The organism is Saccharopolyspora galaxeae (assembly GCF_016526145.1).
GTDB classification, from domain to species: Bacteria; Actinomycetota; Actinomycetes; order Mycobacteriales; family Pseudonocardiaceae; genus Saccharopolyspora_C; species Saccharopolyspora_C galaxeae.
In genome coordinates, this window is sequence record NZ_JADDUE010000005.1 from 193806 (window position 1) to 212453 (window position 18648).

General features: G+C 70.1%; 16 protein-coding genes. 10 read left to right on the forward strand and 6 right to left on the reverse strand.

Annotated features, from left to right (window positions below; translation table 11 throughout):
* The first annotated feature begins 61 nt into the window (after window positions 1-61).
* A complete protein-coding gene (locus INP57_RS13690) occupies window positions 62-1312 on the forward strand; it encodes a CoA transferase (RefSeq protein WP_200070572.1) in 1251 nt (416 codons plus the stop codon).
* A 304-nt stretch (window positions 1313-1616) separates the two neighbouring features.
* Window positions 1617-2546: a hypothetical protein gene (locus INP57_RS13695; RefSeq protein WP_200070573.1), complete on the forward strand. Its 930-nt coding sequence runs from the start codon at window positions 1617-1619 to the stop codon at window positions 2544-2546.
* 41 nt (window positions 2547-2587) lie between these two features.
* On the opposite strand, the gene INP57_RS13700 is transcribed toward INP57_RS13695, so the two are convergent.
* Window positions 2588-2728: a hypothetical protein gene (locus INP57_RS13700; RefSeq protein WP_200070574.1), complete on the reverse strand. Its 141-nt coding sequence runs from the start codon at window positions 2726-2728 to the stop codon at window positions 2588-2590.
* Between the two features lie 183 nt (window positions 2729-2911).
* Window positions 2912-4033 (reverse strand): enolase C-terminal domain-like protein, encoded by a 1122-nt coding sequence (locus tag INP57_RS13705; protein WP_307850061.1) that lies wholly within the window; start codon window positions 4031-4033, stop codon window positions 2912-2914.
* Between the two features lie 146 nt (window positions 4034-4179).
* Here INP57_RS13705 and INP57_RS13710 point away from each other — a divergent pair, with 146 nt between their 5' ends.
* Window positions 4180-5184: an SDR family oxidoreductase gene (locus INP57_RS13710; RefSeq protein ID WP_200070576.1), complete on the forward strand. Its 1005-nt coding sequence runs from the start codon at window positions 4180-4182 to the stop codon at window positions 5182-5184.
* Window positions 5181-6929 (forward strand): glycoside hydrolase family 15 protein, encoded by a 1749-nt coding sequence (locus INP57_RS13715; protein ID WP_200070577.1) that lies wholly within the window; start codon window positions 5181-5183, stop codon window positions 6927-6929. The genes INP57_RS13710 and INP57_RS13715 overlap by 4 nt, the downstream gene beginning before the upstream one ends.
* 314 nt (window positions 6930-7243) lie before the next feature.
* On the opposite strand, the gene INP57_RS13720 is transcribed toward INP57_RS13715, so the two are convergent.
* Window positions 7244-8491, reverse strand: coding sequence for a benzoate/H(+) symporter BenE family transporter (locus INP57_RS13720; RefSeq protein WP_307850062.1), 1248 nt, complete (start codon window positions 8489-8491; stop codon window positions 7244-7246).
* 561 nt (window positions 8492-9052) lie between these two features.
* Between INP57_RS13720 and INP57_RS13725 the strand changes: the two genes are divergently transcribed.
* Window positions 9053-10156, forward strand: a complete 1104-nt coding sequence (locus INP57_RS13725; RefSeq protein ID WP_200070579.1) for an LLM class flavin-dependent oxidoreductase — start codon at window positions 9053-9055, stop codon at window positions 10154-10156.
* A gap of 39 nt (window positions 10157-10195) precedes the next feature.
* On the opposite strand, the gene INP57_RS13730 is transcribed toward INP57_RS13725, so the two are convergent.
* From INP57_RS13730 to INP57_RS13740, 3 genes are all read right to left on the reverse strand, one after another.
* Window positions 10196-10945 carry a sulfite exporter TauE/SafE family protein gene (locus INP57_RS13730; RefSeq protein ID WP_200070580.1) on the reverse strand — a complete coding sequence of 250 codons (750 nt, stop codon included), beginning with the start codon at window positions 10943-10945 and terminating at the stop codon, window positions 10196-10198.
* A gap of 38 nt (window positions 10946-10983) precedes the next feature.
* Complete coding sequence (locus INP57_RS13735) at window positions 10984-12309, reverse strand: MFS transporter (RefSeq protein ID WP_200070581.1); 1326 nt, start codon at window positions 12307-12309, stop codon at window positions 10984-10986.
* Between the two features lie 132 nt (window positions 12310-12441).
* A complete protein-coding gene (locus INP57_RS13740) occupies window positions 12442-13371 on the reverse strand; it encodes a LysR family transcriptional regulator (protein ID WP_200070582.1) in 930 nt (309 codons plus the stop codon).
* Between the two features lie 190 nt (window positions 13372-13561).
* On the opposite strand from INP57_RS13740, the gene INP57_RS13745 reads away from it, so the two are divergent.
* Genes INP57_RS13745 through INP57_RS13765 form a run of 5 tightly spaced genes read left to right on the forward strand, consistent with a single transcriptional unit; the run spans window position 13562 to window position 18646 of the window.
* Entirely contained in the window at window positions 13562-14545 is a 984-nt protein-coding gene (locus INP57_RS13745; RefSeq protein WP_200070583.1) for a VOC family protein, read from the forward strand.
* Between the two features lie 5 nt (window positions 14546-14550).
* Window positions 14551-15540: a fumarylacetoacetate hydrolase family protein gene (locus INP57_RS13750; RefSeq protein WP_233627514.1), complete on the forward strand. Its 990-nt coding sequence runs from the start codon at window positions 14551-14553 to the stop codon at window positions 15538-15540.
* Window positions 15537-16490 (forward strand): cyclase family protein, encoded by a 954-nt coding sequence (locus tag INP57_RS13755; RefSeq protein WP_200070585.1) that lies wholly within the window; start codon window positions 15537-15539, stop codon window positions 16488-16490. The genes INP57_RS13750 and INP57_RS13755 overlap by 4 nt, the downstream gene beginning before the upstream one ends.
* A 39-nt stretch (window positions 16491-16529) precedes the next feature.
* Complete coding sequence (locus tag INP57_RS13760) at window positions 16530-17660, forward strand: FAD-dependent monooxygenase (protein WP_200070586.1); 1131 nt, start codon at window positions 16530-16532, stop codon at window positions 17658-17660.
* Window positions 17657-18646, forward strand: coding sequence for an amidohydrolase family protein (locus INP57_RS13765; RefSeq protein ID WP_307850063.1), 990 nt, complete (start codon window positions 17657-17659; stop codon window positions 18644-18646). Before INP57_RS13760 ends, INP57_RS13765 begins: the two co-directional genes overlap by 4 nt.
* Window positions 18647-18648: the final 2 nt, after the last annotated feature.

Below are 18648 nucleotides of genomic sequence, written 5' to 3' on the forward strand. Positions count from 1 at the left end.
CCGTTCCCGTTCCGCAGCACCGATCTGCGGACGCTGCCCGACCAGCGCAAACGGTCGCGCAATGGCCGCACCAACCTGGAGGTCCGCCGTGCCGCCTGCCACCGGCCCGCTGTCCGGTCTGCGCGTCGTCGAGATCTCGTCGTTCGTCGCCGCGCCGCTGGGCGGGATGACGCTGGCGCAGCTGGGCGCGGACGTGATCCGGGTCGATCCGCGCGGCGGGGCCGCCGACCGGCACCGCTGGCCGCTGGCCGATACCGGCACGAGCATCTACTGGGCCGGGCTGAACAAGGGCAAGCGCTCCGTGGTCGCCGACCTGCGCTCGGACGCGGGCAGGCAGGTGGTGCGCGACCTCGTCGCCGCGTTCCCCGCGGGCAGCGGAGTCGTGCTCACGAACTCGGCGGGCCGCGACTGGCTCTCGCACGAGAGGCTGTCCGAGGTGTGCCCGGACCTGATCCACGTGCTGATCGAAGGCCGCAGCGACGGATCGTCCGCAGTGGACTACACGGTCAACGCCGAGTCCGGATTCCCGCTCGCCACCGGCGATGGCGACCGGCCGGTGAACCACGTGCTACCCGCCTGGGACATCAGCTGCGGGCTCTACGCCGCCCTCGCGGTGAGTTCGGCGGCTCGCGAGCGCGAACGCACCGGGCAGGGCACCGGAGTGCGGCTCGCGCTCGCGGACATCGCGCTGGCGATGGCGGGCAACCTCGGGTTCCTGGGCGAAGCGGAGCTCAACGGCACCTCGCGGGAACCGATCGGCAACCACATCTACGGCACGTTCGGCAGGGACTTCCGCTGTTCGGACGGCGGCCGGTTCATGGTGGTGGCGCTCACCGGACGGCATTGGCGGGACCTGGTGTCGCTGACCGGCATGTCCGAAGCGGTGTCCGCGCTGGAAGGTGCGCTGGGCGCGGATTTCTCCGCCGAGGCCGAGCGGTACGAGTACCGCGAAGCCCTGGCGGGGTTGTTCCAGCGCTGGTTCGACTCGCGGACGAGCGAGCAGGCACGTGCGGCGCTGGCCGGGACTTCGTTGCTGTGGGCGCCTTATCGCAGCTTCGCCGCGACCGTGGACGCGCTGCGCAGCCCCGGCGGCGCGAATCCGCTGATGTCGACGCTGGACCAGCCCGGAATCGGGCCGCACTTGGCGCCGGGCTCTCCCATGCGGTTCGGCGGAGCGTACGAATCGGCGGAGGCCGCACCGATTCTCGGCCAGCACACCGCCCAGGTGCTCGCCGACGAGCTGGGCATGTCCGCCGAACGGATCGCCGCGCTGCGCACCGAATCCGCCGTCCAGCAAGCCGACGACCTCTGAACTCCCGGCATTCGCACGGTGCTCCATTGCGCACGGTGCGTATCGGGAGCCGCCGGACTGCGCCGGAGGGATGGCCGACTCCCCGCCGAGCACTGGCAGCCTGCGAATCCTCCGACTTGCCCCGCGACGACGCGACCTGAACCGCACTCGAAGTCCATTTCGGACTTTCCGGTCCGGCTTCGCCCGAGCACGCGCTGAAAAGGCTTGCCCCGGGCGGGTTTAGCATCCCCACGGCTCGTGGAAGCTCCCCTGGCGGCTCGTCGATCAGCGAGCCCGCCGACCCGGGAAGGAATGTGATCCGAGAGTGACCGCGCACGCGCGCAACGTGGCCGCTTCATGGGTGCTCGCGCTCACCGCACCGCTGGCCGCGTGCGGCGCAACACCCCCTGCACCGCCCGCCGAACCACCGCCCGCACCGGCGCTGCGGCCACCGCCACCGGAGCCGGAACTACCCGGAGGCGGCCGCACCGTGCTGCCCGAGCACCGGATGGTCGGCTTCTCCGGAGCGCCGGGCAGCGCCGCGCTCGGGCCACTGCACGGCGATCTGGACGCGGCCGGTCAGCAGATCGACCGGCAGGCGCAGGATTACACGCAGAACAAGCGGCCGCTGCCGGTCTTCGAGCTGATCGCCACCCGCGCCACGTCCAGCCCCGGCCAGGACGGGCAGTACCGCGCGCGGTCCTCGGACTCCACCATCGACGAGCACCTCGCCGCGGCCCGCAGGCACGGCGCGGTGCTGCTGCTGGGAATCCAGCCCGGTCGCGCGGATTTCCTCGACGAGGTGCGGCACTACGACCGCTGGCTCGCCGAACCGGACGTGGGTCTCGCGCTCGACCCGGAGTGGGCGGTCGGCCCGGACGAAACGCCCGGTGACGTGTTCGGCACGACCACCGGCGGCGAGCTCAACGCGGTGGCCGACCACGTCGCCGCGATCGCGCGGGAGCACTCGCTGCCGCAGAAACCGCTGATCTACCACCAGTTGTCGCCATCGGTGGTGCGCGACGAGCAGGATTTGGCGCCGCACCCGGAGCTCGCGCTGGTCAAGTCGATGGACGGGATCGGCTCGCCGGAGCTGAAGAAGCAGGCGTGGGACAAGCTGGTGACGACGAAACCGCCGCACGTCGCCACCGGGATCAAGCTGTTCTTCCAGGAGGACACCCGCAGCGGGCCGCTCATGACGCCCCCGGAAGTGCTGGGGCTTCAGCCCGCACCGGACTACGTGCTGTACGAGTGAGCGCCTTCCGCCGCGCGTCGAGAGTCCGTTGTGGACGGTAGTCACTGGCGTCCTCCGCCGGTGGAACATCCTTGTCCACACGACTCCCGCACCACCAGGCGGTCGGCGGCGAGCACCTCGTCCCAGGCGTTGCCGATCTCCTGCGGACTGTCGCAACGAATTCCGCCGTCCGCGTTCGTCATCAGCTCGTGACTGGCGGTGAGCCCAGCAGCGGATGAAATCGCGGTCCGGGCCATGGTGATCGGACTTTCGTCGTCTGCGGCGGTTCCGCTTCAGCGTGCGAGCGCCCCGTACGTACTGCAATCGCCACGCTCGTCATCGGTTTTCTCCCGGTGCGGCAGCGGTTTCCGTGCTTCGCGGGACGATCAGCGGGACGCTGCGGTGCCGCCGGTGCGGTACCTGTCCGCATCGGCCCATCGAACCTGCAACCCGAGCCCGCTGCGGCTGCGATCCGGGCACAGCGCACCACCGGACGGGTCGAGCATGCCGTCGAACAGTAGTGCCTCGATGCGGGTGTGGTCGTGGAAGTACTCCAGGTGCCGCATCCGCCGCACGGCGCAGAAAGCGTGCGCCGATACCGCCGGGGCGCAGTGCGCGGAGATGTCGACGTGGTGGCTCGCGGCCGCGCCCGCGACTTCCAGCAGCCCGGTGATTCCGCCGCAGCGCGTGACGTCCGCCTGCAGGCAGTCGACGGCCCCCGCATCGAGCAGATCGGCGAAATCTCCCAGAACGAACCCGTATTCGCCCGCGGCGACATCCATCCCCGGAGGCCCGAGGTCGCGCACCAACCGCAGTCCTTCGCGGTCGGCGGAACTCACCGGTTCCTCGAACCACGCCACGCCCCACTCCGCGCGGAACCGGTGCGCCCAGTGCACCGCCTGCTTGCGGCTCAGCGCGCCATTCGCGTCAGCGAACAAACCCACGTCTTCGCCCAGCGCGTCGCGCACGGCCGAAAGCCGCTGCGGGTCTCGCTCGGGATCGCGGGATGTTTTCAGCTTGACGCTGCCGATGCCCTGCTCGACCCACCCGGTGAGCTGGTCGACCAGCCGCTCGGTGGAGTAGTTGGTGAACCCGCCGCTGCCGTAGACGGGGATCTCGTCGTGAAAAGCGGGCAACACCAGGAAAAGCGGTGCGTCGAGCAGCCGCGCTTTGAGATCCCACAGCGCGATGTCGACGGCGGCCACCGCCATCGCACCGGCGCCGCTTCGGCCGGCGTTGCGGATCGCCGCGTTCATCCGTTCCCAGGCCGCGGCCGGGGACAGCGCGTCCTGCCCGAGCACGACGTCGGCGAGCTGGGATCGGATGAAGGTCGCGACGGACACGTCTCCGTAGGTGTAGCCGATGCCGGAGCGCCCGCCGCCGTGCGCTTGCACCAGCACGACCGTCGTGGAGCTCCACACGAGCGTCCCGTCCGATTCCTGCCCGTCCGGCCCGTCGGTGGGAATCCGGAAGGCGTGCACGTCCACGCGATCGACACTCGGCGCCACGACGGCCTCCATATCGGCTTCCGACCGTCCGGCTTTACCCCGCTTGCCCGCGCAGGAAAACGTCTCCGCTGCGGCCGAAGGAGTTTTTCCGCCGTGCTGCGGGTAGTCCGCTGTGGCGAGGTCCTGCGTCGGCGAGAAGGAGGACCATGCCAGCGAGCGAAGTCGTCGTGGTGACCGGTGCCAGCGCCGGCGTGGGACGGGCCGTGGCCCGCGCCTACGCGCGGCGGGGAGCCCGGATCGCGTTGTTCGCGCGCGGAGCGGGCGGGCTCGCGGCCGCTGCCGACGAAGTGCGCGAACTGGGCGGGACCGCGTTGCCGCGGCCGGTCGACGTGGCCGAGCACGACCAGCTCGACCGGGCCGCCGGCGAGGCCGAGGCGAACCTCGGTCCGATCGACGTGTGGATCAACGCCGCGTTCAGCACGGTCTTCGGCACTTTCGACGAGCTGAGCCCGGAAGAGTACGCCCGCGCCACGCAGGTCACCTACCTCGGCTTCGTGCACGGCACCATGGCCGCACTGCGCCGGATGCGGCCGCGGGACCGCGGTGTCGTGGTCCAGGTCGGTTCGGCGCTGGCATATCGCGGCGTCCCGCTGCAAACCGTCTACTGTGGAGCCAAGCATGCGATCCAGGGCTTCCACGAGTCGCTGCGCTGCGAGCTGCTGCACGAACGCAGCGGCGTGCAGGTGACCATGGTGCAGCTTCCCGGCTTGAACACGCCCCAGTTCTCGTGGGCGCGGTCCAAACTGCCGCACCACCCGCAGCCGGTGCCGCCGATCTACCAGCCCGAACTGGCCGCCGACGCGGTGCTGCGCGCGGCCGACCGGCCACGGCGCCGGGAGTACTGGGTGGGCGGTAGCACCGTCGGTACCCTGCTCGCCAACTCGGTGGCGCCCGGCCTGCTGGACCGCTACCTGGCGCGCACCGGTTTCTCGTCCCAGCAGAACTCCGATGTGGACGATTCCGCAAGAGCCGACAACCTCTTCGAGCCGGCAGACGCCGAGGGACGGGATTTCGGCGCACACGGCGCGTTCGACGGAACTGCGCACTCCCGAAGTCCACAGTGGTGGGTCGCGCGCAACCAGGCGCTCTTGGCGCTCGGTGGTGCCGTGCTGGCCGGTGCCGGTGCCGTGTTGGCGAGGTCCCGGCGTTGAGCGCCGACTGGCACCGCTTTCCCCCGCACGTCCTGCGGGAGTACTCTGTGCTGGCGGACGGGTACCGCGGTGCGTTGTGCGGGCCGCGCGGCGACATCGCCTGGATGTGCGCACCGAAGTGGCACGACAGCGCGGTTTTCTCGGCATTGCTCGGCGGCGCCGGGGTCTACGCGATCAACCCGGTCGAACCCTGCGTGTGGGGCGGTTCGTACGAGCCCCGGACGTTGATCTGGCGGAACCGGTGGATGACCACGTCGACAGTGGTCGAATGCCGGGAAGCGTTGGCGTACCCGGGGAATCCCGAACGAGTCGTGTTGCTGCGGCGGATCGAGGCGGCCGCTCGTACCGCGCGGGTGCGCGTCGAGCTCGATGTGCGGGCCGGCTTCGGCGAACACGCCATGCGCGAGCTGTCGCAGGACGCCAGCGGCCGGTGGTCCGGGCGCAGCGGAGACCTGGCGCTGCGCTGGAGCGGAGCCGCCGAAGCTGTCCCGGACCGGTACGGCGTGCTGCGCTGCGAACTCGAAGTCCCCGCCGGAGAGCACCGGGACATCGTGCTGGAGCTGTGCCGCGGATCGCCCGGCTCCCCGCCGGACCCCGTCGCGGCCTGGCGCACGACCGAAACGGCCTGGCGGGACAGCGTCCCGGATCTCGCCGAGGCGGCCGGAGTTCCGGACGCGACCCACGCCTACGCCGTGCTGCGCGGGCTGACCGCTCCCGGCGGCGGGATGGTCGCCGCCGCCACCACGTCCCTGCCGGAACGGGCCGAAGAAGGACGCAACTACGACTACCGCTTCTCCTGGGTCCGCGACCAGTGCTACGCGGGCATCGCCGCAGCGGCCGCAGGCGGTGCGCCCGTGCTCGATGACGCCACGGCGTTCCTCACCGCGCGCGTGCTCGAAGACGCCGACGCACTGCGCCCCGCCTACACCATCGACGGCGGCCCGGTCCCGGACGAGCGGCGCCTGGACCTGCCGGGATATCCGGGCGGGCAAACCGTGGTCAGCGGCAACCGCGCCACCCGGCAGTTCCAGCTCGACTCCTACGGCGAGGTGCTGCAACTGCTCGCGGCCGCCGAGCAGCACGAGCGCCTGGACGCCGACGGGCGCCGCGCCGTGCGGGTGGCCACGGACGCGATCGGAAAGCACTGGCGCGAACCGGAAGCGGGCGTGTGGGAACTCGACGAACGCTGGTGGACGCACTCGCGGCTGGCCTGCGTGGCCGGTTTGCGCGGTGCGTGCCGGGCCGCGCCCAGCGCCCGGGATTCGCGGGACATGCTCGAACTGGCCGACGCGATCATGGCCGAGACCGCGCGGCGCTGCCTGCACCGCCGCGGTCATTGGCAGCGCAGCGCGGATCTGAGCGAACCGGACGCGGCACTGCTGCTGCCGCTCATCCGCGGCGCCCTTCCCGCCGACGATCCGCGCACCGGCGACACGGTCGATGCGGTGCGCGCGACGTTGGCCCGGGACGGCTACGTGTACCGGTTCCCGCAGTCTCCCGACCCGTTGGGCACCGACGAGGGCGCGTTCCTGATGTGCGGGTTCGTGCTGGCCCTGGCCGAGCGGCGGCAAGGGCACCGCGCTTGGGCGCTGCGCCGCTTCGAACGCAACCGTGCGGCGTGCGGGCCGCCCGGGCTGTTCTCCGAGGAGTACGACGTGCGCCAGCGGCAACTGCGCGGCAACCTGCCGCAGGCGTTCGTGCACGCCCTGATGCTCGAATGCGCGGTGGGGGTCCTGCAGGAGTGATCGCTCGGACCGCCGGGCCTGCAGGCCCGGCCGGGAGAGGGGCGGGTGCCGGCCCGGGAACCCCCCGACGGTGACCGAGCCGGCACCCGCTTGCACTGCGGTCCAGCAACGCAGCACTACCTACAGTGTGTGCACAATCAGCCGATTCCATGGGCTGTCGAGCCCTGTTGTTTTCGTCACAATCCGGCACATCGTGCCTGGTCAGAACATCAACAGCGGCCGGCAGAGTCCAGCGCGCCATATCGCGCAGCTTCCGTCTCAGTCGTCACAGCGCGCAGCGCACGGTGGGCTCAGCGCCTGTCGGGGCGTCCGCGTCAGGCCGCCGCCGGTTCGGCTTCCGGCACGTCGCGCGCTTCCTCCCGCCCGAAGTCGGGCCGTTCGAGCAGCCAGGACACCGCGAGACCGGCCACCAGCCCCCAGAACGCCGCACCGATGTTGAGCAACTGCAGGTCGGAGACGGTGACGATGAACGTCACCAGCGCGCCGAAACTGAACCGGCCGTTGAACGCGGTGACGAACGAGTTCTGCAGTACCCGCAGCATCGCCAGCCCGCCCAGCACGGCGATGAACGAGGACGGCATCCCGAGCATGGTCCGGGTGAACAGCGGGGCGAACAACCCGAAGATCATCGCGAGCAGGCCGCAGGTCACGCCTGCGACGTAGTGCCGCGCGCGCTCACCGGAGGCGACCAGCAGCGCGTTGGTCGGGCCGGTCAGGCAGGTCGGCGCGGCCCCGACCGCGGCCGACAGCATCGACCAAGCACCGCACGCGAGGGTGCTGGTGTTGACCGGGGCGGTGTGCCCGGCGGAGCGCAGCACGGCCACGCCCTGCCCGTTCTGCACCACCAGCACGGTGATCGTCAGCGGCACGACGAGTTCCAGGATCGCCTGCCAGGACCACTGCGGAGCCTGCAGCACCGGTGCCGCGAGCACCTGCTGTCCGGGCAGCACACCGAACCGGCCGACGGCCAGCACCGCGAGCACACCGGCGATCAGCGCACCGAGCACCGGTGGGACGTACCGGTTCAGCACGCTGCTGCACGCCAGCACCAGGAACGCGGCCAGCATCGGGAGCGCGATCACGGCGTCGCGGGCCAGCGCGTGCACCAGGTCCAGGCCGAAGCTCAGGAACACCCCGGCCACCATGCCCATCACGATCGGCATCGGGATCGCCGCCATCACCCGCTTGACCCAGCCGGTCAAGCCCAGCAGCAGGATCAGCACGCCGGTGGCCAGGAACGCGCACACCACCTCCGGCCACTTCAGGTGGGTCAGCGCCGGCCCGACCAGCACCGTGCCGGGGATCGTCCAGAAGAACGACAGCGGCTGCCGGTACACCCAGCTGGCCAGCACCGTGAGGCTGCCGTTCAGGAAGAACACGCCGAACACCCAGGACGCCAGCTGAGCCTGGGTCAGCCCGCCCTGCTGCCCGACCGCGAGGATCACCGCGGTCGGGCCGGTGGCGGAGAAGACCAGCCCGACGAACCCGTTGATGGCGTAGCGGGGTTTCGCGTCCCCGAGGAATTCGCGCGCGTTCGGCGGCGGCCGCGGCGGCCGTTCCACGATGCCGCTTTTCATATTCCGCGAATCGGTTCTCATACGCGTCCCATCTCAATTCACCCCGAACGCGCGAGACCACCGCTGAACGAGCTGTTCAGGGTGGTCTCTCTGAGTAGCGCGCGTCGGCCGCACGCCGCCGTTGTCCGGTACCGGCACCGGTCGTAGCGGTGCTGGAGCGTGGTTTTTCCCGTTGCCGGTCGGTCTTTCTACCGAGCGCGATTCTCCGGATCCAGGACCGTGTAACCCGGATCACTCCTCGAAGAGGACTGCGCACGCGCTGCTGCACCGAAAAAGTCCCGGATCACGCCGATTCCGGCCGCGCGGGACATTCGGCGACCCGCCCCGGCCAACTACCTTTCACGTGTAGCGGCACCGGGGGCCGGGGCGAGCCGACGAGGCCGCGCCGCGTTCGCGCATCGAGCCGCCACTCCGCCCGGCATCACGGCCTGCGAGCCGGGGCCCGCGAGCCCCGGGAATAATCTTCCATGGAAGACTCTTCCAGGAGACGTAACGGCAGGGCGCGGGCGGCGGCGGTGCCCGCACCGGAGCGAACGGAGGCGCGCGATGCAGTTCGGCATCTTCACGGTCAGCGATGTCACCACCGACCCGACCACGGGCCGGACCCCGGACGACACCGAGCGGGTCCGCTCGATGCTCAAGATCGCCCAGCACGCCGACCAGGCCGGGCTGGACGTGTTCGCGACCGGCGAGCACCACAACCCGCCGTTCGTGGCCTCCTCCCCGACCACCCTGCTCGGCTACCTGGCGGGCACCACCGACAACCTCGTGCTGTCCACCTCGACGACGCTGATCACCACGAACGATCCGGTCAAGATCGCCGAGGACTACGCGATGCTGCAGGTCATCACCGATGGCCGGATGGACCTGATGATGGGGCGCGGCAACACCGGCCCGGTCTACCCGTGGTTCGGCTACGACATCCGGCAAGGCATGTCGCTGGCGCTGGAGCACTACGCGCTGCTGCGGCGGCTGTGGGAGGAAGAGGTCGTCGACTGGCAAGGCAAGTTCCGCACCCCGCTGCAAGGCTTCACCGCCACCCCGCGCCCGCTGGACGGCGTGCCGCCGTTCGTCTGGCACGGCTCCATCCGCAGCCCGGAGATCGCCGAGCAGGCCGCGTACTACGGCGACGGGTTCTTCCACAACAACATCTTCTGGCCCATGCACCACACCAAGCAGATGGTCCAGCACTACCGGCAGCGCTTCGAGCACTACGGGCACGGCGCCGCGGATCAGGCGATCGTCGGGCTCGGCGGGCAGGCGTTCATGCGCAAGAACTCGCAGGACGCCTGGAACGAGTTCCGCCCGTACTTCGACAACGCGCCGGTGTACGGCCACGGGCCGACCATGGAGGACTTCACCACCGCCACCCCGCTGACCGTGGGCAGCCCCCAGCAGGTCATCGAGCGCTACGCGGCCATGCGCGAGGAAGTCGGCGACTACCAGCGCCAGCTGTTCCTGATGGACCACGCCGGACTGCCGCTCAAGACCGTGCTGGAGCAGATCGACCACCTCGCCGAGGACGTGGTTCCGGTGCTGCGCAAGGAAATGGAGTCCAAGCGGCCCGCGCACGTGCCCTCCGACCCGCCGTCGCACGCCGACCGGGTCGCGCGGGCGAAGGCGGAGTCCGCACCGGAGCAGGTTCGGTGACGGACCGGGCCGGGCACCGGACGATCCGCGTTGCCCGGCTCACCGCACCAGCAACCACCCGACCGCCACGACGCCGATCACCACGACCGTCCAGCGCAGCACGGCAGGCGGGAGCCTGCGGCCGATCCTCGCGCCGATCAGCCCGCCGAGCGTGGAGCTGACCGCGAGCAAGCCGACCACCGGCCAGCTGATCGGCGCGACGAAGGCGTAGACCGCGCCCGCCACGATGTTGACCACCGCGGTCAGCGCGTTCTTGATGCCGTTGAGCCGCTGCAGCGAGTCCTCGACCAGCAACCCCATGACGCCGATGAGCATGATTCCCTGAGCCGCGGTGAAGTAGCCGCCGTAGGTCCCGACCAGGAAGATCCACACATACAGCAGCGGGCCTGCGCGGCGCGTGCCGGTGCCTGCGCGAAGATGTTTGGCCAGCAGCGGCTGGATCGCGACGAGCAGGACCGAAAGACCGACCAGCGCCGGTACCACCGTCTCGAAGGCGTCCTGCGGCAGGGAAAGCAGCAGCGCCGTGCCCGCGATGGCGCCGAACAGCGACGCCACGGCGTACCGGACCAGTCTGCGGCGCTGCCCGACCAGCTCGTGCCGGTATCCGTACGCGCCGGTGACGGCACCGGGGATCAGCCCGATCGCGTTGGACGTCGTCGCGGTGACCGGCGGATGCCCGAGCGCGACGAGCACCGGGAACGTCACCAGCGTCCCCGAGCCGACCACCGTGTTGATCGTGCCCGCCCACAAGCCCGCGAAGGCGATCAGCACGCCATGCCACCACGTCATGGCCGCGAGCCTATGTTCCGGGTGGCGCTTTCGGCCGGTCAGCTACCCGATGCGAGCTTCTCGGCCTCGCCGGTGGCGCTGCGCTGCCGCAGCAGCAGCACCGAAACCGCGGCCAGCAACGACGCCACCGCCAGGGCGTGGAGCCCGTAGGTCACCGTGCCGGTCTGGTCCTTGATGAAGCCGAAGCCGAACGGGGCGACGAACCCGCCCAGGTTCCCCAGCGAGTTGATCACCGCGATGGCCGGTGCGACGATCCGCGGGCTCAGGCTGCGCTGCGGGATGGACCAGAACAGCGGACTGGCGCTTTTGAAGCCCATCGCGGCCAGGCACAGGAAGACCAGCGCGGGCCACGGCGAGACCACCGCCGCCAGCCAGGTTCCGACCCCGGCGGTCAGCAGCGCGATCACCAGCAGCGGCCTGCGGTCGCCCGCGCGATCACCGGCCCGGCCCGCCAGGTACATCGCGATGACCGCGCAGATCCACGGCAGCGAGGACAGCAGTCCGACGGTGATGTCGTCGGTGCCGTCGATGCGGCGCACGATCGACGGCAGCCAGAAGGTGTTGGCGTAGATGGAAAGCTGGATGGCGAAGTAGATCCAGCAGAACAGCAGCAGTTTCGGCTGCAGCAGCAGCCGCCACCGCGATCCGGTTCCGCTATCCACTGTGGACTTGGCCGCGTCCTCCGCGGAAATCGCGTTCGTCAGCGCGGATTTCTCCGAGTCCGACAACCAGCGCGCATCGGCGATCTTCGAGTCCAGGAAGAAGAACGCGCCGATGCCGACCACGACCGACAGCGCGCCTTCCGCCCCGAACAACCACTGCCAGCCGTGCGCCCCGGCGACACCGTCCAACGACAGCAGCGGACCGGACAGCGGCCCGGAGATCGCCGCGGCGATGGACGAGCCCGCGACGAACAGCGCCGTCGCCCGGCCGCGGTGCGAATCCGGCAGCCAGCGGGTGAAGTAGAAGATCACCGCGGGGAAGAAGCCCGCTTCGGCCGCGCCGAGCAGGAACCGCAGCACGTAGAACATCGTCGGGCTGGACACGAACGCCGTCGCGGCCGAGACCAGCCCCCAGCTGACCATGATCCGGGTCAGCCAGACCTTGGCGCCGAAGCGCTCCATCAGCACGTTGCTGGGCAGCTCGAACAGCGCGTAGGCGATGAAGAACAACCCGGCGCCGAAACCGTAGGCCGTGGCGCCGATCCCGACGTCGACCTCCAGGTAGGTCTCGGCGTAGCCGATGTTCGAGCGGTTGAGCTGGTTGCAGATCAGCATCAGCACGAACAGCGGCACGACCCGGCGGAAAACCTTGCCGATCGCCGTGGCCAGCGCGGGATCCTGCTGCTGGGAGGGGAACTGCATCGGTCACTCCTCGACACGCCAAGAATCGGTGCCCTCGCGGGAATCCGTGGATCATGACCGTAGAAGTGCTCGCGGATCCCCGTCCAAACCCGATTCGGCAACGATGCATACCCGCGTTGAATCGGCGGGCGCCTATTCGTCCGCGGAACCCTTCGCGTTCACCTGCGCGCCCACCCGCGCGACGACCTCCCGCAACCATCGGTGCCGCGCGTCCTGGCGGTGCGTGGGGTGCCACCACATCGCTTCCTTGATCGGCACCGCGGCGAACGGGCATTCCAGCAATCGCACCCCGGCGGCCGGTGCGATCTTGCGCGCGAGGCGCTGCTGGATCAGCGCGATCCGGCCGGTGCCCGCCACCAGGAACGGCATCGACTGGAAGTTCTCCACGACCACCTCGATCCGGGGTTCGACACCCAGCATCGTCAGCTGCCGCAACGCGGGGGCGTAATCGGTGGGCCGGTGGTGCAGCACCACCCACGGCAGGCGGGCGAGGTCGTCCTGGCTGAGCCGTTCGCCGACGGTCGCGTTGTCCGCGGCGACCATGCACAGCCAGCGGTCCTCGTAGAGTTCCACGGCCGGGTAGTCCGCCAGGAAACCGTGCGGCATGAACAGGCCGTCGGTGCCTGCCAGCGTCGCCGCGATGTCGTCCACCGCGGGCACGGTGATCTGGTGGAACCGCAAGCGCACGCCGGGGGCTTCGGCGTGGATGGTGCGGGAGAGCGGCTCACCGATCACGGCCAGCGCGTAGTCCGAGGTCGTGAAGGTGAACTCGGTGTCGGCAGCGGCGGGGTCGAAGCGGTTGTGCGTGTCGAACAACCGCTCCAGCACGTCGTGCGCCGAGGACACCCGGTCCAGCAGGGTCGTTCCCAGCGGGGTGAGCCGGTAGCCGTTTCCCGCGCGGGACAGCAGCTCGTCGTCGAAGTGGCGGCGCAGCCTGCTCAGCGCCGCGCTGGTCGCGGGCTGGCTGAGCCCGACGCGCCGCCCGGCGCGGGTGACGTTGCGTTCCTCCAGCAGCGCCCGCAGCACGGGCACGAGGTTGAGGTCGAGTGCGTTCAGGTTCACGGGCCGGTGTTCACCTCACGAATGCCGATTCATGGCACGAATGCTGACCATATGGGAAATCGATTTTGTCGATGCCCGCTCGGCCCGTGAGAGTAGAGGGCGCGCCGGGTTCTTCGCGCGCCAGGCCGGATCGACGGCGTTCCCGCGGCGACCGCGAGCGCGCGCCCGAACGACCGAGCAAGGAGGAAAGATGACCGAAGTTCTGCTGTCGCAGCTGGCGCACGTCGAAGTGTTCAGCCCGCGCCCGGACGACACGGTGCGGTGGTTCACCGACGCCCTCGGGCTGGAGGAGACCACGCGCGACGGTCGTTCCGTCTACCTGCGCGGCTGGGGCGAATGGCTGCACCACAGCGTTCAGGTCACCGAAGGCGACCAGCCCGGGATGGGCCGCGCCGGGTGGCGCACCCAAGGGCCCGATGACGTCGCCACCATCGCCGAGCGAGTCGAGTCCTCCGGGATCCGGGGTGAGTGGTTCGACGACCTCGCGGGGCAGGGCCGCACGTTCCGGTTCCGCGCACCCGGCGGTCACCTGCAGGAGGTGTTCTGGGAGGCCGAGCGCTACCAGGCTCCGCCGCAGCTGCGCACGGACATGCCCGACCGCCCGCAGAAGTACCGGCCGCGCGGCGCCGCGGTGCGCTACATCGACCACGTCACGATCGGCACCGACGGGATCGACCGCGACGTGGAGTTCTACAAGAGCCACCTCGGGCACCGGCACACCGCGCGGGTGGTTCCGGAACTCGGTTCGGACATGACGGTGTTCTCCACGCTGACCACCAACCACAGTGGACACGACCTCGGCCTGGTGCCGGATTTCTCGGGCGTTGCCGGGCGGATCAACCACGTCGCGTTCTGGGTCGATCAGCGCTACGACGTGCTGCGCGCCGCCGACGTGTTCCTGGGCGACGACACGCTCATCGAGTTCGGTCCGGGCGTGCACGGCATCGGCGAGATCACCTATCTCTACGTGCGCGAGCCCGGCGGGTTGCGCATCGAGCTCAATTCCGGCGGATACCGCAACTTCCTACCGGACTGGGAGCCGGCCACCTGGACTCCGGACCTCGGTTCGGTCAGCTTCTACCGCAATCTGGGGATGCCGGAGTCCATGATGGAGTCCTTCCCGCCCGCGGCGATCAACATCGACGAGTTGAAGCGCACCAACCAGTTCGCCTGAACCCGATGCGCAGCGAGGACTCGATGCCGCTCCCAGCACCGTTCGCCCTGGGCACCTTTTCCGATCAGCAGCGGGAACCGTTCCCCGGCCTCGTCGTCGATGACCGGGTCCTGGACCTGCGCGGGGCCCTCGACCCGGGCCCGCATTCGGTGCAGGTCCTGTTGCAGAACTGGCGGCGCGTGCTGCCGGAACTGCGCGAACTCGCGCACGACGATGCGCGGGACTGGCGCGCGATCGGAGATCTGCGGGTGCACGCGCCGGTGCAGCCGCGGCAGATCTTCCAAACCGGGGCCAACTACCGCCGGCACGTCATCGATCTGGAGCTCGCGCACCGCTCCCCCGACGATCCGCGCCCGCCGGAACAGGCCCGCGCGGAGATCGCCGACGTGATGGACCGGCGTGCGGCCGATGGCGTGCCTTACGTGTTCATCGGCCTGCCCGGCGCGATCACCGGTCCGTACGACGACGTGGTTCTGCCGTCGTGGTGCGCGAAACCGGACTGGGAGCTGGAACTGGCCGCGGTGATCGGCGAGCCCGCGTACCGGATCACGCCCGCCCAGAGCCTCGCGCACGTGGCCGGGTACACGATCGCCAACGACCTCACCGACCGGGCGAGCGTGTTCCGCAGCGACATGCCTGCGATCGGCACGGACTGGCTGCGCGCCAAGAACGCTCCCGGGTTCACCCCGATCGGCCCCTACCTGGTGCCCGCGGAATTCGTCGACGACCGGTCGGACCTGCGGCTCACGTTGCGGCTCAACGGAGAGATCAAACAGGACGAGTCCACATCGGACATGCTGTTCGATCTGACGCGGGTGATCTCCTACGTCTCGCAGACCGCGCGGTTGCTGCCCGGAGACCTGGTGCTGACCGGCTCGCCCGCCGGGAACGGGATGCATTGGGGACGGTTGCTGCGCAGCGGCGATGTCATGGAATCCACCATCAGCGGGCTGGGCGCGCAACGAACCCGCTGCGTCGCGGAGGAGCAGCGGTGAACCGGCACGATCCCGAGTCCGAAGTGGCCGAAGCCGCCCGCCGCTGCCGCAACTGGGGGCGGTGGGGCCCCGACGACCGGCTGGGCACGCTGAACTTCCTGGACGCGGCGAACCGTCGCGGGGCTGCGCAACTGGTCCGCCGCGGCGTGAGCCTGTCGCTGTCGCTGCCGTTCGACATGGACGGTCCGCAGAAGGGCTGGCGCCGCCGCACGAACCCGGTGCACACCATGCTGGACACCGGAACCGACGCCGCGATGGGCAAGCAGGGATTCCCGCACGGAATCGGCGGCGCCGACGACGTGATCTCCATGCCGCTGCAGTGCTCCACGCAATGGGACGGGCTGGGCCACATCTTCGATCGCGGCAAGGCGTGGAACGGCCGCGACGCCGCGGAAACCGTCACTTCCGATGGCGACCTGGTAACCGGCGTGCAGCACATGGCCCCGCACGTCGCCGGGCGCGGCGTGCTGCTCGACGTCGGCCGAGTCATCGGTGACGGCGAACTCCCGGACGGCTTCGCCATCACCGAGCGGCAGCTGACCGACACCGCCGAATCGCACGGCGTGGTGCTCGACCGCGGCGACATCGTGCTGGTCCGCACCGGGCAGCTGGCCCGCGCCAAGCGGGACGGTTGGCACGACTACGCGGGCGGGCCGGCACCAGGATTGTCGTTCACCACCGCCGATTGGCTGCACCGCAGCGAAATCGCCGCGATCGCCACCGATACGTGGGGGTTCGAGGTCCGCCCCAACGAGTTCGAGCACGCTTTCCAACCGTTGCACCAGGTCGCCATCCCGAACATCGGCCTGCTGATCGGCGAGATGTGGGACCTGGAGGCGCTCGCCGCCGACTGCGCCGCGGACGGCGTGCATGAGTTCTGGCTCACCGCGGCTCCCCTGCCGATCACCGGTGCGGTCGGTTCTCCGGTGAACCCGATCGCCGTCAAGTAGTCCGCCGTTCCCACGGCAGGAGTCGTGGAAGGAGTCAGCATGTCCACCAGTCGAGCCGTCCTCGTCGTCGGCGGCGGTACCACGGGCAACGCCTTGGCGGTGCTGCTGCGCCGCGCGGGTGTGGCCGTCGACCTCGTCGAGTCCAAGCAGGACTGGGACGCGACCGCCGGTTCGGGGATCACGTTGCAGGGCAACGCGTTGCGGGTGCTGCGCGAGGTCGGAGTCTGGGACGAGTTGCGCACCCAGGGCTATCCGTTCGACTCGCTCGGCATCCGGGCACCGGACGGCTCGCTGCTGCACGTCGGCGACGATCTGCGCACCGGCGGGCCGGAGCTGCCCGCGACGCTGGGCACGGATCGCGCGCAGCTGCAACGGCTGCTCATCGACCGGGTGCGCGGCGCGGGCGTCGAAGTGCGGCTGGCGACCACGATCACGTCGCTGCAGCAGCACCCGGATCAGGTCGAAGCCGCCTTCTCCGACGGCACCGGCGGCCACTACGACTTGGTCGTCGGCGCGGACGGACTGCACTCGCGCACCCGGGAACTGATCGGCATACCGGATCGGCCCGCACCGACCGGAATGGACATCTGGCGGGCGGCCGTGCCACGTCCACCGGAGGTGACTCGAACCGAGATCGTCTACGGCGGGCGATGCTGCATCGCCGGGTACTGCCCGACCGGGCAACGCAGCATGTACGCCTACCTGGTCGAGCGCACCCGGGATGGCACGAACCTCCCGCGGAGTTCGTACGCTGCGGAAATGCGCTCGCTCGCGGAGGGCTACGGCGGGCCGTGGCGGGGTATCCGCGCGGCGCTCGCGGACTCGGCGCAGGTCAATCGCACCCGGTTCGACCACATGCTGATCGCCGGTCCCTGGCACCGCGGCCGGGTCGTGCTGGCCGGGGACGCGGCCCACTGCTGCCCGCCCACGCTGGCCCAGGGCGCGGCGATGTCCCTTGAGGACGCTTCCGTGCTGGCCGAACTGCTCACCACGCGAAACGCCTGGGACGAGCCGTTGTTGGCCGAATATCAGCAGCGCCGGTCGCGGCGGGTGCGCCCGGTGGTCGAAGCTTCCGTGCAGATCACCAAGAAATTGCTGGCCGGTGCGGACGGCGCGGCCATCCCGGAGATCATGGAACCCGCGATGTCCGCCCTCCAGGAGGCACCGTGATCATCGACGTGCACGCGCACGTGCTGCTGCCGCGCGTGGAGGAGGCGGTGGCCGGGCAGCCGGGACTCGACGTCGCCCGAGAACTCGACGCCCGCCGCAACGGACCCGAAGCGCTCGCCGTGAACGGGCCGATGGTGCGGGCACGCATTCCGCTGCTGACCGAACCATCACGTCGATTGTCCGCAATGGACCAGTCCGGAGTGGATGTTCAACTGGTGAGCCCGTCGCCGTCGCACTACCACTACTGGGCGGAGGCGGAACTCGCGCAACGGGCGCATCGGCTGGCCAACGAACTCACCGCCGAGCACTGCGCCGCCGCGCCCGACAGGCTCCGCGGACTCGGGCTCGTCCCGCTGCAACACCCCGATTCGGCGTCGGCGGTCCTCTCGCACGCGATGGAAGCCGGATTGCTGGGTGTGCAGATCTCCAGTCACGCCCCCGGACGCGAGCTGTCCGATCCGGCGTACGAGCCGTTCTGGGCGCGCGCCCAAGAAACCGACGCAGTGGTGTTCGTGCACCCGTTCGGCTGCACGCTCGACGAGCGGCTGAACCGCTGGTACCTGTCCAACACGGTCGGGCAGCCGGTCGAGAACGCGGTCGCGCTGTCCCACCTGATCTTCTCCGGTGTGCTGGACCGGCATCCCGGTCTGCGGATCATCGCCGCGCACGGCGGCGGATACCTGCCGACGCACCTCGGCCGCTCGGACCACGCGTGGCGCACTCGTCCCGATGCCGCCGGGTGCGAGCACCCGCCCAGCAGCTATCTGCGCAGGCTCTGGTTCGACTCGCTGGTGCACGATCCGCACGTGCTGCGCGAGCTGGTGCGCGCAGCCGGAGCGGATCGCGTGGTGCTCGGCTCCGACTTCCCGTTCGACATGGGCACTTCCGATCCGGTGGGCGCGCTGCGAGCCGCGGAACTGCCGGAACAGGAATTCCGCGCTGTCGGAGGAGAAAACGCCGCGGCTCTGCTGGGATTCTCGTCCTAATA

What these genes read in the sequence shown, in the direction of transcription:
- INP57_RS13690 (WP_200070572.1), top strand. Translation starts at nt 62, where the DNA reads ATGGCCGCACCAACCTGGAGGTCCGCCGTGCCGCCTGCCACCGGCCCG.
- INP57_RS13700 (WP_200070574.1), bottom strand. Translation starts at nt 2,728, where the DNA reads ATGACGAACGCGGACGGCGGAATTCGTTGCGACAGTCCGCAGGAGATC.
- INP57_RS13710 (WP_200070576.1), top strand. Translation starts at nt 4,180, where the DNA reads ATGCCAGCGAGCGAAGTCGTCGTGGTGACCGGTGCCAGCGCCGGCGTG.
- INP57_RS13725 (WP_200070579.1), top strand. Translation starts at nt 9,053, where the DNA reads ATGCAGTTCGGCATCTTCACGGTCAGCGATGTCACCACCGACCCGACC.
- INP57_RS13730 (WP_200070580.1), bottom strand. Translation starts at nt 10,945, where the DNA reads ATGACGTGGTGGCATGGCGTGCTGATCGCCTTCGCGGGCTTGTGGGCG.
- INP57_RS13735 (WP_200070581.1), bottom strand. Translation starts at nt 12,309, where the DNA reads ATGCAGTTCCCCTCCCAGCAGCAGGATCCCGCGCTGGCCACGGCGATC.
- INP57_RS13745 (WP_200070583.1), top strand. Translation starts at nt 13,562, where the DNA reads ATGACCGAAGTTCTGCTGTCGCAGCTGGCGCACGTCGAAGTGTTCAGC.
- INP57_RS13750 (WP_233627514.1), top strand. Translation starts at nt 14,551, where the DNA reads ATGCGCAGCGAGGACTCGATGCCGCTCCCAGCACCGTTCGCCCTGGGC.
- INP57_RS13760 (WP_200070586.1), top strand. Translation starts at nt 16,530, where the DNA reads ATGTCCACCAGTCGAGCCGTCCTCGTCGTCGGCGGCGGTACCACGGGC.